The sequence below is a fragment of the Bacillus sp. sid0103 genome, from assembly GCF_019219025.1.
In genome coordinates this window covers 17,569-33,467 of sequence record NZ_JAHUWN010000026.1, presented here as the reverse complement: position 1 = coordinate 33,467, position 15,899 = coordinate 17,569, and the positions used below count along the sequence as shown (strand labels likewise).

Annotated in this window: 14 protein-coding genes; 3 read left to right on the top strand and 11 right to left on the bottom strand. The window is 41.4% G+C overall.

Annotated elements, in window-relative coordinates; genetic code table 11:
* Positions 1–93 precede the first annotated feature (93 nt).
* Positions 94–741, bottom strand: a complete 648-nt coding sequence (gene trhA, locus KW850_RS24250; RefSeq protein WP_218350330.1) for a PAQR family membrane homeostasis protein TrhA — start codon at positions 739–741, stop codon at positions 94–96.
* 130 nt (positions 742–871) lie between these two features.
* Here trhA and KW850_RS24245 point away from each other — a divergent pair, with 130 nt between their 5' ends.
* Entirely contained in the window at positions 872–1,462 is a 591-nt protein-coding gene (locus KW850_RS24245; RefSeq protein WP_218350329.1) for a DUF1836 domain-containing protein, read from the top strand.
* Here KW850_RS24245 and KW850_RS24240 read toward each other — a convergent pair.
* Positions 1,453–3,024 carry a glycoside hydrolase family 55 protein gene (locus KW850_RS24240; protein WP_218350328.1) on the bottom strand — a complete coding sequence of 524 codons (1,572 nt, stop codon included), beginning with the start codon at positions 3,022–3,024 and terminating at the stop codon, positions 1,453–1,455. The two genes, KW850_RS24245 and KW850_RS24240, sit on opposite strands and share 10 nt — an antisense overlap.
* 327 nt (positions 3,025–3,351) lie before the next feature.
* On the opposite strand from KW850_RS24240, the gene KW850_RS24235 reads away from it, so the two are divergent.
* Together KW850_RS24235 and KW850_RS24230 are read left to right on the top strand one after the other, a co-directional pair.
* Positions 3,352–3,666 carry a DUF3892 domain-containing protein gene (locus KW850_RS24235; RefSeq protein ID WP_218350396.1) on the top strand — a complete coding sequence of 105 codons (315 nt, stop codon included), beginning with the start codon at positions 3,352–3,354 and terminating at the stop codon, positions 3,664–3,666.
* Between the two features lie 11 nt (positions 3,667–3,677).
* Complete coding sequence (locus KW850_RS24230) at positions 3,678–4,253, top strand: GNAT family N-acetyltransferase (protein ID WP_218350327.1); 576 nt, start codon at positions 3,678–3,680, stop codon at positions 4,251–4,253.
* Positions 4,254–4,310: 57 nt separating this feature from the next.
* On the opposite strand, the gene leuD is transcribed toward KW850_RS24230, so the two are convergent.
* The 9 genes from leuD to ilvE all read right to left on the bottom strand — a co-directional run bounded on the left by leuD (position 4,311) and on the right by ilvE (position 15,506).
* Positions 4,311–4,892 (bottom strand): 3-isopropylmalate dehydratase small subunit, encoded by a 582-nt coding sequence (gene leuD, locus KW850_RS24225; RefSeq protein ID WP_218350326.1) that lies wholly within the window; start codon positions 4,890–4,892, stop codon positions 4,311–4,313.
* Between the two features lie 3 nt (positions 4,893–4,895).
* Complete coding sequence (gene leuC / locus KW850_RS24220) at positions 4,896–6,317, bottom strand: 3-isopropylmalate dehydratase large subunit (RefSeq protein WP_218350325.1); 1,422 nt, start codon at positions 6,315–6,317, stop codon at positions 4,896–4,898.
* A gap of 89 nt (positions 6,318–6,406) precedes the next feature.
* On the bottom strand, positions 6,407–7,513 hold the full coding sequence (gene leuB, locus KW850_RS24215; protein ID WP_218350324.1) for a 3-isopropylmalate dehydrogenase: 1,107 nt from the start codon (positions 7,511–7,513) through the stop codon (positions 6,407–6,409).
* Between the two features lie 35 nt (positions 7,514–7,548).
* Positions 7,549–9,090, bottom strand: coding sequence for a 2-isopropylmalate synthase (locus KW850_RS24210; protein ID WP_218350323.1), 1,542 nt, complete (start codon positions 9,088–9,090; stop codon positions 7,549–7,551).
* Positions 9,077–10,111: a ketol-acid reductoisomerase gene (gene ilvC / locus KW850_RS24205; RefSeq protein ID WP_218350322.1), complete on the bottom strand. Its 1,035-nt coding sequence runs from the start codon at positions 10,109–10,111 to the stop codon at positions 9,077–9,079. The genes KW850_RS24210 and ilvC overlap by 14 nt, the downstream gene beginning before the upstream one ends.
* A gap of 26 nt (positions 10,112–10,137) precedes the next feature.
* Positions 10,138–10,659: an acetolactate synthase small subunit gene (ilvN, locus tag KW850_RS24200; RefSeq protein WP_218350321.1), complete on the bottom strand. Its 522-nt coding sequence runs from the start codon at positions 10,657–10,659 to the stop codon at positions 10,138–10,140.
* On the bottom strand, positions 10,656–12,383 hold the full coding sequence (gene ilvB, locus KW850_RS24195) for a biosynthetic-type acetolactate synthase large subunit (RefSeq protein ID WP_218350320.1): 1,728 nt from the start codon (positions 12,381–12,383) through the stop codon (positions 10,656–10,658). The genes ilvN and ilvB overlap by 4 nt, the downstream gene beginning before the upstream one ends.
* A gap of 531 nt (positions 12,384–12,914) precedes the next feature.
* A complete protein-coding gene (gene ilvD / locus KW850_RS24190; protein WP_218350319.1) occupies positions 12,915–14,585 on the bottom strand; it encodes a dihydroxy-acid dehydratase in 1,671 nt (556 codons plus the stop codon).
* Positions 14,586–14,597: 12 nt separating this feature from the next.
* A complete protein-coding gene (gene ilvE, locus KW850_RS24185) occupies positions 14,598–15,506 on the bottom strand; it encodes a branched-chain-amino-acid transaminase (RefSeq protein ID WP_218350318.1) in 909 nt (302 codons plus the stop codon).
* Positions 15,507–15,899: the final 393 nt, after the last annotated feature.

Sequence of the window (15,899 nt, the reverse complement as noted above, 5' to 3'; positions counted from 1 at the left end):
TGTGGTGCTAATTGGTGTTATTTTGTCCCAAGGGTAAAAAGTTTATTTCAGAAACAAAAAACGCCATCAAAGAGGGCGTTTTAATCTTCAACATTAAATGACGTATAGGAACACGGTTAAAAAATGCGCCAAACTTCCCAGCAAAATGAAAATATGAAAGATTTCATGAAAGCCCATGTATTTGGACTGTAAAAACCTAGGCTTTGCACCATAGATGACCCCGCCAATGGTATAAAAAACTCCACCGAGGATTAGCAAAAATAGACCGATTGGATTTAAGCTGCTAGTGAGTGGTGAGAAAACAAACACAATCATCCAGCCCATCGCTAAATACAAGGCAGTAGAAATCCAGCGCGGGCAATTAAACCAGACCATTTTAAAAACAACTCCGCTAATCGCAATTCCCGAAATAATTGAAAATAGAATCGCGCCAATTTTTCCGTTCAAACTTATAAAGCAAAATGGAGTATACGTTCCGGCTATTAAAATGAAGATCATCGAGTGATCAAGCCGCCGTAAAAAGGCAATAACCTTATCGCGAGCAATCACCATATGATAGGTTGCCGATGCAGAATAAAGAAGAATCATACTTACCCCGAAAATAATGACCGCAGTTATAGAAGTGGGTGAATTGGTTGTTGCAGCTGCTTTTATTACCATTGCAAGAAGTCCGACAAAGGCTAAAATAGCTCCAGCTAAATGGGTCAGTCCATTGATTGGTTCCCGAATGTAATTGCTCATTAATAATGCCTCCTAGCACAACACGTAGTTTTAATAACTACTTATAATAATACTAGTACATCAACATCTAGTCAATTGATATATCTTTAGGTATAATAAAAAAATAACGACAAGGAACGGAGAAAAATGAATGGAACGTATCAATCAAATTATTGAACAACTCTGCTTAGAAGCGAATTTTGCGTTAGAGGAAATCCCACAGCTCGATTTATATATGGACCAGGTCATTCAATTATTTGAAAATAAATTCATGGGATCAAAACGGAATGAAGATGATAAGGTCCTCACCAAAACGATGATCAATAATTACGCGAAAGGAAAACTCATTTTTCCAATCCAAAATAAAAAGTATTCAAAGGAGCATCTCATCTTAATGAGTTTGATCTACCAATTAAAAGGGGCACTTTCTATCAATGATATTAAAACTACCCTTGCTGGGATCAATCAAAAAATTATCAATGAGGAGATTGATCTCAATGCTTTTTATACGAGTTATCTACATTTAACCCGCCAAAATGTCGAGGATTTCAAAGTAGATATCGAGGAAAGAGTAACGGACGTTAAAGAAGAAATCAGTGGGGATGAAAAGGGAAATTCGTCGTATCTTGAGCAAGTGTTAATGATCTCCTCACTTGTTCATATGAGTAATTTATATCGGAAAGTAGCGGAAAAATTGGTCGATGAAATAACTGTCCAAAAAGAGGAAAAGCGTCACAAATAGTTGTGTACGCTTTTTTTATTTTCAATTGTAACATCGTTGATACCTGAGCCGACCTCGATTGCTTTTGGAGCAGAATTTACACTCTTCACATCATAGATTTGAATGGAATCGGCCCGATTTTTACCACCGAAGACTTTAATATTGCTCCCAGCTTTTTTAAAACCTCTGAACGAAATATGATTTAACAGGACGTTTCTAGCCCGATACTGAACGGCAACGACTGGATATCCATCGTAGTTATAACCAGGATCTCCAATCAACGTAAAATGGTTAATCACAACATTTTTATAAGCGGAGATCACCATTCCGCGCGGCGTAGAACCTGTATATAATTCTGTATAAATCGGAGCAATTGAAAGTAGATTCGTCGCCATAATATTGTGGGCAGTTTTTGATTCAGACTCTGTACTTTTGTGATGTCCAATATGCCTGAAATTAAACGATCGGTTGTCGTTGACAGAAATATGTCCAATTATATGTACATTTGAAGCGGCTGAAGAATTTTCATGTGCTTTAATCTCCACCCCGCCAAAGCATCGGGCTGAAGAATTATTAACAAGCACCACATTTCTCGAACCATCATCAACTTCAATTCCGTTCGAATTAGAAAAACCCTTTCGATGGGCTCGTCCACTCGGATCACACATATGGCAGCGAGTGATGAAGATACAATTACTGTGATGGGTGGTGATCCCATCATCGCCAAAACCATAACCTGTTAAGTTATCAAGCCAGACATATTTGCTGCCGCCGCGAGCACGGAAGCCGTCACCAGCATAGTTATACAAAGTTGATGAAATGTCAAAGCAGTGCAGTCCTGGATTTATCGCTTCGACATCCATAACCCAGCCATATGTCACATTTGCATAGGTTAAACAGCTTGAATGATTCCCCCAGGTACTGGTTTTCGCCACGTTGCCAAGCCTTTCTATATTCCAGTCCAAACTTAAGCCACTGACAAAAAGATGGTGGTTTCCTTGCCAATGATTCGTGTTAGTAATGAGACGGGTACCTTTTCTGGAAGAATCGTGAAGTTTAATGGTCGTCAAACCTTTTCCTGCCCCAACAAGCATTGTCCAGGAGGGTAGTTGGATTCCCTTTGTGATATATACTCCAGCAGGGATAACTACTTTCACATTGCCATTGCCAATCGCACTTTTAAAGGCATTAGTGTTGTCCGTCTTTCCATCGCCAATTGCCCCAAAATCTTCAACATTGACCTCTTTCACGACATTTTTATGTAAGTTCAAATATTCTTCGTCCAGCATTCTCTTCCAATCTGGAATTACATTTCCTTCTGGATCTATCTTAATCTTTACTAGATCATCAGAATTGGCAGTGGTCGATAAGAGGCGAAAAATAGCTGCTGTCATTTTTTGACCCAATGAACCTGTTAGTCGACGAACTTCCTTTGGCCGAAGAGCGTTATCATATTTTCGTAATCGATTGAAAAGATGTTCGGATTCTTGTAATTCATTTGTGAGGTCAAGTTGATGGTCAGTAAATTGGGCAAGGATTGCCGCGTTCTTTCTTGGATCATGGTTTTTCTCTAAATAAAGCAATCATTTCTCACTCCAAAATTCATTCTTATTAAAAGTATTATGACATTTTTCGGTGATAAATAATATTTACCATTTTAGAGGAAAATCTTCCTGAATTTACTTTAATAAAAGGAGAGCTTAATTTCTAATTAGTGTAATGGTATTTTACACGTTATAAACACTTTTTAAAGGGCCAGTATTGGTCCTTTTTGATTTTTTTAAAAGCCGCGCGGAGTACTGAATATTTTGTGAACAGCCCTTCCGATTTAATGTGCGAAGGGCCATTTTTTTATGAGTAAAACCGCTCCAATTGTCAAAAATACTAACAAACGTTCGGAGGTGGAAGTGATGGTACAAAAAGATTATGAAAAAATTTATGATGAGTACAAGCAAGCCAGCCGGCAGCAAGCTCAACTGGAAGCGGGACAGAGTAATCCTGATGGCAAAGAGGAGTTCGTGTCCGTTAGGAAAAACGATGATGGTGATATTATTGCTTTTAAGACCAGTACTGGCCGCGAGTTGGATTATATTACAGCCTTAAATGAAGCAAAAGATGGAAAGATTGCTCATGTGGATGTCTTCCACAAATATGGGCGCGACATTATCCGTAGTGAACCAGATGGAATTAAAGAAAATAATCTGGATCAATTACCTGGTTTTTAAGGAGTATGTCCATGCATTGGTATGAAAAGTTGAATCAGTATTTTCCTGTTGAAGAAATGAAATCAAGAGCACATATGGAAACCTTACTGAAAGAGCGATCAAACATCTATCATAAGGATGAGGGACCGAATCATGTTTTAATGTATGCTGAACTAGAAAAGTTTGTATTTATTGATTATTTATTTGTTTCAAAAAATGCCCGTGGTGAGGGATTAGGTCATAAACTATTGGAAAAGTTAAAACAAAAAGGAAAGCCAATTATCCTTGAAGTGGAGCCAGTGAATTATGAGGATAGCGATACTGAAAAACGTCTCCATTTTTATAAACGAGAAAAATTCGAGCACGCCGTGTCCATTGGATATGAGAGGAAATCATTGGCGACAAATGAGGTCAATAGGATGGAAATTCTCTATTGGGCACCAAATAATGAATCCGAAGAAATGATTTTTGAAGCAATTAAACAAACATATGATATAATTCACACCTATAAAGATCACCACTTTTATGGTAAATCCTACGAGCCGGTGGATGAGGTTTTAACCTTTAACGAAGAATCTGAGAATAAAAATATATTAAACGAGTTGTGAAATGTGTTCTTTCTCCAATTAAAAAAAATGAGCCTGGGTTCCCAAGCTCATTTTTTATTATCTACTTAGTTCATATGATGCAATTTTATCTTCGTAGGTTAAAGTGACGCCAATCTCATCCCAGCCATTTAGGAGCATAACTTTAGGGTAAGGGGCAATCTCGAAAGTAACCTTGAAGCCCTCATTATCAGAAACCACTTGATTCTCAAGGTCCACGGTTAATTCGTATTCTTCCGATTCTGCTTTTCTAATGATGTACTGAACTTGCTCGTCACTAACCTGAATAGGGAGAATCCCATTTTTCACACAATTGTTTTTAAAAATGTCAGCAAAACTTGGGGCGATGACAATTTTAAAACCAAAATCTTGAACCGCCCATGGAGCATGCTCACGAGAAGAGCCACAACCAAAGTTTTCACCGGCAACCAAAATGGATGCGCCTTTATATTTCGGATTATTTAATGAAAAATCAGGACGAAGATTTCCTTCATCATCAAAACGCCAATGATAAAAAAGGAATTGGCCGAAACCACTGCGTTCAATCCGCTTTAGAAACTGCTTAGGGATAATTTGATCCGTATCAACGTTTGAACGGTTTAATGGAAAAACTAGTCCTTTATGAATCTTTAATGGTTCCATATACTATCTAACCTCCTGTGCAGCAGAGAATTGACGGACATCAACGAATTGACCTGCAATAGCGGCAGCGGCAGCCATTTCTGGACTGACAAGATGGGTTCTCGCCCCGTTCCCTTGGCGCCCTTCAAAATTTCGGTTAGATGTGGAGGCGCAGCGTTCTCCAGGTGGAACAATGTCATCGTTCATCGCCAAGCACATACTACACCCAGCTTCACGCCATTCAAATCCCGCATCCGTAAAGACCTTATCAAGGCCTTCTTTTTCCGCTGCAAGCTTGACACTAAACGAACCAGGAACAACGATGGCAGTAACCGAAGGGTTAACCTTCTTGCCCCGGATCACCTCAGCCGCACTTCGTAAATCACTTAAACGCGAATTTGTGCAAGATCCGATGAAAACATGGTCAATTTTCACACTTGAGATGGGCTGACCTGCTTCAAGGCCCATGTATTCAAGCGCACGCCCAATCTCGTCTTTTTCACTAGGCTTATCGGTCTCGTCTGGATTTGGAACATTAGCCGTAATCGGAATACACATCCCTGGATTTGTTCCCCAGGTTACTTGTGGTTCAACTTCAGCAGCTTCTATTTCAACTACCGAGTCATAGGCTGCCCCCTCATCAGAAGCTAGGGCCTTCCACTCTGCAACGGCTTGCTCAAATGCTTCTCCTTGAGGTACATGGCGTCTGCCCCGTAAGTATTCAAAAGTAGTTTCATCTGGAGTGATGAGTCCGGCTCTAGCACCTGCTTCAATCGACATGTTACAAACTGTCATACGCTCTTCCATGGAGAGGGAACGGATGGCTTCACCTGTGTATTCCATCACATAACCAGTTCCAAATTGGACACCGAATTTACCTATGATGGCAAGGATTAAGTCTTTAGCTGTAACGCCGGTACCAAGTTTTCCATTGATCTTAACATTTAAGGTTTTAGGTGGCGCTTGCCAAAGTGTTTGGGTTGCAAGGACATGCTCGACCTCGCTTGTACCAATACCAAAAGCGAGCGCACCAAATGCTCCGTGTGTAGAGGTATGACTGTCCCCGCACACAATGGTTTTACCAGGCTGAGTAAGACCAAGTTCAGGTCCGATTACATGGACTATCCCATTATCTGGGTGATGAATATCAGCAAGTGGAACTCCGAAATCCTGACAATTTTGTTGTAGAGTATCAATTTGTTTTTTTGAAACAGGGTCATTGATTACAAGTCGTTGGCGGGTTGGAACATTATGGTCCATCGTCGCAAAGGTAAGGTCTGGGCGGCGTACTTTACGACCATTCATTCGTAAGCCCTCAAAAGCCTGAGGAGAGGTTACTTCGTGAACGAGGTGTAGATCAATATATAATAAATCCGGCTTTCCATCTTCTTGATGTACCACATGCTTTTCCCAAATCTTTTGGATAATATTTTTTGGTGTTTGCATAGCGTCCTTCCTCACGTAAATGAATTTAAATAGTTTGGATAAATTTAGGGGTAAACCGCCCAACGAGACGGTTTACCCACCAAATTCATTTAAAAATAACAGCTGGCGATGCACTTCGAAGCATTTTGTGATTTGATATAATCCGCAATCCGTTTCGTCATTTCAGCCGTTCCAACAAGCCGTCCACCTGGAACTTGAAGGTCGCCTGTGTGGAAGCCGGCATCTAATACCGCTTGAACTGCATCTTCAATCACTTTTGCCTCGTCATTCAATTGGAAAGAGTACCTGAGCATCATTGCGGCTGATAAAATCATCGCAACAGGATTAGCCACACCTTTACCAGCGATGTCAGGGGCAGAGCCATGAACAGGTTCATATAGGCCCACTCCATTTTCATTTAAGCTAGCAGAAGGGAGCATACCAAGTGATCCAGTAATAACAGAGGCTTCATCGCTTAAGATGTCGCCGAATAGATTCTCGGTAACGATGACGTCAAACTGGCTTGGGTTCGTGATTAATTTCATAGCGGCAGCATCAACTAATACATGTTCCACAGCTACATCTGGGTACTGAGCTTTTTTCTCTTCAACTATTTCGCGCCATAGTTTGCTAGACTCCAGTACATTTGCTTTATCCACCGAAGTAAGATGACCGCGCCTTTGCTGGGCTGCTTGAAAACCTTTATCGACAATTCTTTCAATCTCTTGACGGGAATAGACAAGCGTGTCTACAACGGAGTTTCCGTTATCACGACGTTCACTTGGTGTTCCGAAATAAAGGCCGCCAGTTAATTCACGTACGATAAGGAGGTCGCTTCCAGAAACTACTTCTTCCTTTAAAGGTGAGGCATGAAGAAGGTTTTTAAATCCTTTAATCGGCCTTAAGTTTGCATATAAATCAAGTGCCTTACGGATTCCTAGCAAGCCTCGTTCAGGGCGTAAGTGGGAGGGATTGTTATCCCATTTTGGTCCGCCAACAGCACCAAGCAATACCGCATCGGCTTGTTTACAAGCATCAACGGTTGTTTCCGGAAGGGGAGTGCCGTAAAGGTCTATGGCTGCTCCTCCGATTTCATGGGTTTCAAAGCTAAAAGTATGATTGTATTCTTCAGCAATTGCATTTAACACATCTTTTGCTGAGTTAATAACTTCCTTGCCAATGCCATCACCGGGAAGTAAGACAATACGTTTTTTCATTAGAAGCAACCTCCTCATTTATTGTTTGTGCTCTATTAGACTACCGTTTCTTTTACAGCTGTATTTTGGTTGAAAAATACACGATTAACAGCGTTTAAGAATGACTTTGCAGAAGCTTCCAGTACGTCTTGTGCGGAACCACGCCCAGTTACAGGGGTACCGTTCACTGTCATTTTGACATGAACCTCAGCAAGTGCATCCCGTCCCTGCCCAATCGAACTTAATCTGAAATCAGTAAGGTGGATCTCTTCTTTAATTAGTGCTTCCAAGGTGTTCATTAAAGCTTCAACACTACCAGAACCAGTACGGGCCGTCTCGACTCGAATACCTTCTGGAGTGGTTAGTGCCACCGTCGCTGTCGGCAAGTTGGCTGAGCCGTAATGGACTTGGAAGGCAACAAGTTCATATTTTCTGATATCAACAGCTGTTGTTTGAATATCAGTTAAAATTGCAAAAAGATCCTCATCTGTTACTTCTTTTTTACGATCGGTTAACTGTTTAAAAGCAGTAAAGGCTTCAATCAATTTTTCATCCGGTAATTCAAAGCCCATCTGCTCAATTTTATCTTTGAAGGCATGGCGGCCGGAATGTTTGCCTAGAACTAAATCATTTGATTTGACCCCAACTAATTCAGGGGTAATAATCTCATAGGTTAATGTATTTTTTAAGACGCCATCCTGATGGATTCCTGATTCATGAGCGAAAGCATTCTTTCCAACCACGGCCTTATTAGGTGGAACCATCATACCTGTAAAGCGGCTAACAAGGTCACTTGTGCGTTTAATTTCTTTTAATACTAAATTCGTAGTATAAGGATACCTATCTTTTCGAATGTTTAAGGCAACTGCAATTTCCTCTAAAGAGGCATTTCCTGCACGTTCTCCAATTCCATTAATCGTACCCTCGACTTGGGTAACTCCGTTTTCGATGGCAGCCAGTGAATTCGCAACTGCCATACCCAAATCATCATGACAATGACAAGAGAGTGCTGCCTTATGAATATTAGGTACGTTTTCTCGGATGTACCGGAACATGCGTCCATATTCTTCAGGTGTGGTGTAGCCGACTGTGTCAGGAAGATTAATGACAGTCGCACCGGCATCGATGACCTTCGTAATAATTTGAACAAGGAAATCAAGGTCAGAGCGAGACGCATCTTCAGCGGACCATTCGATATGCGGGAAGTTCCGTTTAGCATAAGAAACCATGTCTACCGCTATTTGTGTAACTTCCTCAGGTGTTTTCATCAGTTTATATTGCATATGGATAGGGGAGGTGGCAAGGAATACATGCAACCTTGGTTCTGCTGCATCTTTTAACGCATCCCACGCAATGTCAATGTCCGATTTCGTCGCTCTTGCCAGGCCTGTGACCGAGACATTTTTAATATTCCGGGCGATAGCTCTTACAGCTTCAAAATCGCCTTGGGAGGAAGCCGGGAAGCCGGCCTCCATAATGTCAACCCCAAACCGTTCAAGTTGTCTTGCGATTTCCAATTTTTCAAGCTGGTTTAAATTTACACCAGGGGACTGTTCTCCATCGCGTAATGTCGTATCGAAGATGTTAACGTGAACCATTTACCACCACTTCCTTCTTTGCATTTACTGGTTTGTTTTTAATAAACGGCATTAATGCACGAAGCTCACGGCCAACATGCTCAATTTGGTGGTTGTTTTCAGCACGATTAATCGCGTTGAATTGAGGGCGATTTGTTTGATTTTCTAAGATCCAGCCCTGAGCGAATTTACCAGTTTGAATATCTTTTAATACTTCTTTCATGCGTGCTTTTGTATCTTCGTTAACTACGCGTGGTCCGGAAACGAAATCTCCCCATTGAGCAGTGTCGGAGATAGAATAACGCATGTTTTCTAAGCCACCTTCATATAAAAGGTCAACGATTAATTTCAATTCATGTAAACACTCGAAATATGCAACTTCAGGCTGATAACCTGCTTCTACTAGTGTTTCGAAGCCTGCTTTGATTAGGGCAGTAGTACCGCCGCAAAGAACTGCTTGTTCTCCGAATAAATCTGTTTCTGTTTCTTCTTGGAAAGTAGTTTCCAATACTCCGGCACGAGCAGAGCCAATTCCTTTTGCGTAGGCAAGTGCAACATCACGAGCTTGACCAGAGTAGTCTTGGTAAACTGCATATAGAGCAGGAACTCCAGCGCCTTCTGTAAAAGTACGGCGAACTAAATGTCCTGGACCTTTTGGTGCTACTAGGAATACGTCAACATCAGCAGGAGGAACGATTTGGCTGAAATGAATATTGAATCCGTGAGCAAAAACAAGTGAGTTGCCAGCCTCAAGATTTGGTTTAATGCTTTCTTCATAAACTTTTGGCTGCATTTCATCAGGAAGTAGAATCATGACCACCTCTGCTGCAGCAGTTGCTTCAGCAACAGTGCGTACGTCTACGCCATCTTCAACTGCTTTATCCCAAGATTTTCCTTCTCGTAATCCAACCACTACATCAAAGCCGCTCTCTTTTAAATTTAGGGCATGGGCATGACCTTGAGATCCATATCCAATTACTGCGATTTTCTTTCCTTGTAAAACTTCCTCTTGAATATCTCCGTTATATAGAACCTTTACCATTATTAATCATCCTTTCAGGAATATTATTATTTTAATAGAGAATATGTTGCTAGATCATTTACTTGCGGTTGGTGCCCACGCTGGAGGGCAGTCAAACCGGTTCTTGCAATTTCCTTAATGCCATAAGGTCGAAGCATTTCGATCAAGGCATCGATTTTATCAGGACGTCCTGTAATTTGAACGGCGAGACTGTCTTTACTTACATCAATAATTAGGGCACGGAACGGATCTATAATCCCGTGGATTTCACTGCGCAATTGGCTGCTTGATGCTACTTTAATTAGGGCCAGTTCGCGGACGACAATTGCCTTATCAGTAATATCAGAAACTTTTAAAACATCAATTTGCTTGTTTAATTGTTTCGTCACCTGTTCGAGGCGCTGATCGTCTTCAACCTCGACCACCAGGGTCATTTTTGAAATCCCCTCGGTTTCGGATGGACCAACTGAAATACTTTCAATATTGAATTGGCGTCTTTGTAAGAGGCCGGTGACACGATTTAGGACACCGCTTCGGTCTTGAACGGTTGCTGTGATGATCCGTTTCATGGTTTCACCCCAATCATTTCATGAATTCCTTTACCAGGGGCAATCATCGGGAATACTTTTTCTTGTTGAAGTACACGGCAATCAACTAATACCGGACCATTATGAGCAAATACTTCCGGTAAAACAGTAATCAGTTCTTCCTGATTGTTAACCCGATACCCCTTAATCGAATAGCTATCAGCAAGTTTGACAAAATCAGGTTGTGTATGAAGGATCGATTCTGAAATACGATTTCCGTGTAATAGTTCCTGCCATTGGCGAACCATTCCAAGTGCGCCGTTGTTGACAATAATGATTTTTACAGGAAGGTTTCGTTCATAAATAATCGATAATTCCTGAAGTGTCATTTGAAAACCGCCATCTCCAACAATTGCAACGACTGTACTATCCGGCTCAGCAATTTGTGCACCAATCGCAGCAGGGAAGCCAAAGCCCATGGTTCCCAGTCCGCCAGAGGTGATCCAGCGATGCGGCTGTTTAAAGGTGTAATATTGTGCTGCCCACATTTGGTGCTGACCGACATCAGTTGCGACGATGGCGTCACCATTAGTGACTTTATGGACTGCTTCGATCACCCATTGCGGACACATTCCGTTTGGATCATGTTTATACCAAAGCGGATACTCCTGTTTGTTCTGGCTCAGTTTTTCCAGCCATTCACCAGCTTTAGGTGATTCAATTTCCTGATTAAGCAGTTCGCTAAGTGCCTCTTTCGTATCAGAAACGATGGGAAGATGGGTTGGAACATTTTTACCAATTTCGGCTGGATCGATGTCAATATGGGCAACCTTCGCAAATGGGGCGAAGTGTTTAAGATTTCCTGTTAGTCTGTCATCGAATCGGGCACCTAAGTTGATTAGCAGATCACATTCGTAAATCGCCATGTTTGCTGCATATGTTCCGTGCATTCCACCCATTCCTAACGAAAGGGGATTATCTGCAGGAAAGGTACCAAGTCCAAGTAAAGTAGTGACTACTGGGATTTGATGTTTTTCCGCAAAAGCAGTTAATTCAGCTGATGCTCTTCCATGGAGAACACCGGCTCCTGAAAGAATCACAGGCTTGATAGCCTTTGAAATGGAGTCAGCAAGCTTTTTAATTTGTAATGGATTTGGCTTTGTAGTTGGCTGGTATCCAGGTAAATTAATGCTCGCTTCTTCAGGTTCATTTGTTAATACTCCGGCGGAAATATCTTTAGGGACGTCGACTAAGACTGGCCCAGGCCGTCCGGTAGAAGCAATATGAAAAGCTTCCTTGACGATGCGTGGTAAGTCCTCGATAGATTGAACTTGAAAGTTATGTTTGGTAATTGGTGTTGTAATCGCCATAACATCAGCTTCTTGGAAGGCGTCAGTTCCAATGACACTTCGTGCAACCTGACCTGTGAATATAACAAGCGGCAGGGAATCCATCATCGCATCAGTTATTCCTGTCACAAGGTTGGTCGCCCCAGGTCCTGATGTGGCAAGAACGACTCCAGGTTTCCCAGTAACTCGGGCATACCCTTCAGCTGCATGGATCATTCCTTGTTCATGTCGGAAGAGAATATGCTTGATTGTACCCTGGGCGCGGTAAATGGCATCATAGATTGGAAGGACGGCACCCCCGGGATATCCAAATAGCGTTTCCACACCTTCTTTTTTCAGTAAGTCGATGAGAAGGTCTGCACCGGTTCTTGGCTCGGTACTAGTTTGGATCTCAAGCTTTTTTGTTTCTACTTTCACGTCGTAATCCCTCCTTATGAGTAGTTGAATAGAAAAAATTTCAGGGTTTTGGAGAAATCCTATTAATCATTGTGGAGAATCCCAAAAACCATTTAAAAAATAGTAAAAAAGGCCCTATTCTCCCTGAATAGACTGCAGTTAAGAACATCAAAAGCAGAATAATCGGGGAGAAAAGGCCTTCCATTTCTCGGTACCACCCGTTTTTACAGTATCCTTACGAATACTGCCTTATGAAGCGAGATCTATAATAAAGAAACGCTTCTTTTGGTAACAGGTGTTCAAGATTGGACACCCGATTAAGCCTACTTAGGTCATGACTGTTCGGCTTAACACTCAGGGATGATGTCAGAATAAGTTGTATTACTGGGCTTCCAGCAACCCCAGCTCTCTGAAAATACGAAATCTTATTCCTTTATTCCCGTCATCGATTTATGGATATTTTATTGTCAAATGATAATCATTTAACGCTTTAGCACCTTAGCTTCCTTAGGAAGGGGAGGGGTACTATGAGCTCCCTGCGTTCTAAAATATTTATATTTTCATAATGCCGCCAGTATTGGCAGATGTAACGAGTGCTGCATATCTTGCAAGATAACCCGTTTTGATTTTTGGTTCTGGTTTCACCCATGCCTTCTGTCGTTCTGCTAAAACTTCATCATCAACTAGAAGTTCTATGGAGCGTGCTTCCAGGTCGATTAAAATTTTGTCACCATTTTCCACAAGGGCGATTGGTCCGCCTTCTGCTGCTTCTGGTGAAATATGACCGATGGAAATTCCGCGGCTTGCTCCTGAGAAGCGTCCATCCGTAATCAGGGCAACTTCTTTACCTAATCCACGACCCATGATCGCGGAAGTAGGTGCAAGCATTTCAGGCATTCCAGGTCCGCCTTTTGGACCTTCATAGCGGATAACGACCACGTGTCCCGCTTGAACAGTACCATTATTAATATTTTCTTGTGCCTCATCTTGGGATTCAAAAACGATTGCTTCACCCAAGAATGTTTTAATTGAAGGATCAACAGCACCAACCTTGATTACACTGCCATCTGGAGCGATGTTTCCATATAGGATGGATAGTCCACCAACTGGGCTATATGGATTGTCTTTGGTCCGGATGACGGTTTCGTTCGTGATTGTTGCTTCCTTCACATTTTCTGCAAGAGTCTTTCCAGTAATGGTTAGGCAGTTATCGTGTAAGGCGCCTTCTACTTTATAAAGTTCATTAATAATGGCACTAACCCCGCCTGCACGATGAATGTCATCCATTGAATAATCAGATGCTGGCATAATTTTTGCTAGATAAGGAACTCTTTCAGCAATTTTGTTAATTTCACGTAAGTCATAGTCAATCCCAGCTTCATGGGCAATTGCCAATGTATGAAGCACGGTATTTGTTGAACCACCCATGGCCATATCTAGGGCAAAGGCATTATCAATTGCCTCTCTAGTAATAATGTCACGCGGGCGGATATCTTTTTTCACTAGTTCTACTAAATGCCTTGCGGCTTGACGAATTAGTTCATGTCTTTCTTCTGAAGTTGCAACAATTGTTCCGTTTCCAGGAACAGTCATTCCTAATACTTCCATCAGACAGTTCATCGAATTAGCGGTAAACATTCCAGAACATGAGCCGCAAGTAGGGCAGGCATTTGTTTCAATGTCTAGCAGTTGTTGCTGACTGATGGTTCCGTTATGGTAAGCCCCGACACCTTCAAATACGGAAGTGAGGGAAAGATTTTTTCCAGTTGATGGTGAAACGCCTGCTTCCATTGGTCCGCCCGATACAAAGACAGAAGGAACGTTGGTTCTTGCCGCTGCCATTAACATTCCTGGTGTAATCTTGTCGCAGTTTGGAATGTAAAACACACCATCGAACCAATGAGCATTAATAACTGTTTCGGCACTGTCGGCGATCAATTCGCGGCTTGGCAGGGAATAGCGCATCCCAATATGCCCCATTGCAATACCATCATCAACACCAATCGTGTTAAACTCAAAAGGAATACCGCCAGCTTCACGAATAGCCTCTTTTACTATCTCACCGAAATGATTAAGGTGTTTGTGTCCTGGGATAATTTCTATAAACGAGTTACAAACGCCGATAAATGGCTTTTCGAGGTCGCTCGTTTTTACCCCGGTTGCATATAATAGGCTGCGGTGGGGTGCCCGATCAATTCCCTTTTTAATCATATCGCTACGCATGTTTTTTAGCTCCTAACTAACGATTGCCTGGTTGGTACCTGTTGGGTAACAAGCCACACCGTCTGTTGTTACAATTTTTCTGAATTCTTCTAATAAATCTTTCGTAACTTCACCTGGTTTACCATCCTTAATCTTACGGCCATCGACATCAATCACTGCGATAACCTCTACGGCTGTTCCAGTTAAGAACACCTCATCGGCCACATACACATCATGTCTTGTGAAAGGAGATTCTTGAACCACATAGCCCTTGGCCCTTGCAACATCTAGGATAGCGTTCCGGGTAATTCCCTCCAAAGCTCCTAAATAAACAGGAGGGGTATAGATGACACCATTTTTAACAATAAAGATATTGTCAGCGGAGCCTTCGGTAACATAACCTTGATCATTCAACATTAATGCTTCCTCAACCCCAGCTTGATTAGCCTCTAATTTTACTAGAATATTATTTAAATAGTTCAGTGATTTAATCTGTGGACTTAGAACGTCTGGGCGATTTCTTCGACTCGCAACAGATGCGATTTTAATCCCGCGTTCATAATATTCTTTAGGGTACATTCTCAATTCTTCAGCAATAATAATGACACTAGGCTTCGAGCAGGATGAAGGATCTAAGCCGAGATTCCCTTTTCCACGAGAAACAACGACACGAATATAGGCGCTCTCAAGCTGATTTTTTCTGATTGTATCGACGATTAATTGCGTCATTTCCTCCTGTGTATAAGGAATATTCAGCATAATGGATTGTGCTGATTCAAATAGTCTTTTCAGGTGAGCATCGAGCCTAAAGACGTTTCCACTATATACACGTATGCCTTCAAATACTCCATCACCATATAAAAAACCATGATCAAAAACTGAAACTACAGCATCTTCTTTCTTGACGAACTCGCCGTCAAGGAAAATCCATTGACTCCCCAACCTAACCACTCCTCTTTTGTGATAGACCGCTTTAAATGACTAAATTAATTTTTAAAAAGAATTGCCATATCCCTTTCTCCAAATGATGAGGAGCTATGGCAGTTATTGAATTGATGATTATTTTCGATAATCATACAACCAATCGAAAACATGGTCAACATAAAAATCTGACAATTCAAATAAGTCAAAATAATTGATAGCGTTTACATTATTGCTGTAATAAGGAATACAGCGAATAAAAGTTTTTTAAAATTTTTTTATTTTTAGGTTATTTTTTTCGGGTGAGGTATTGGATTGGGGGGAATATTCAGAGGTAAGTAAGATCGATGTGTAGAAAAGTCAATTGGATTTCGTTTTGAAAATTCTTAATTCTTTACAAAAAAACACTAGTTT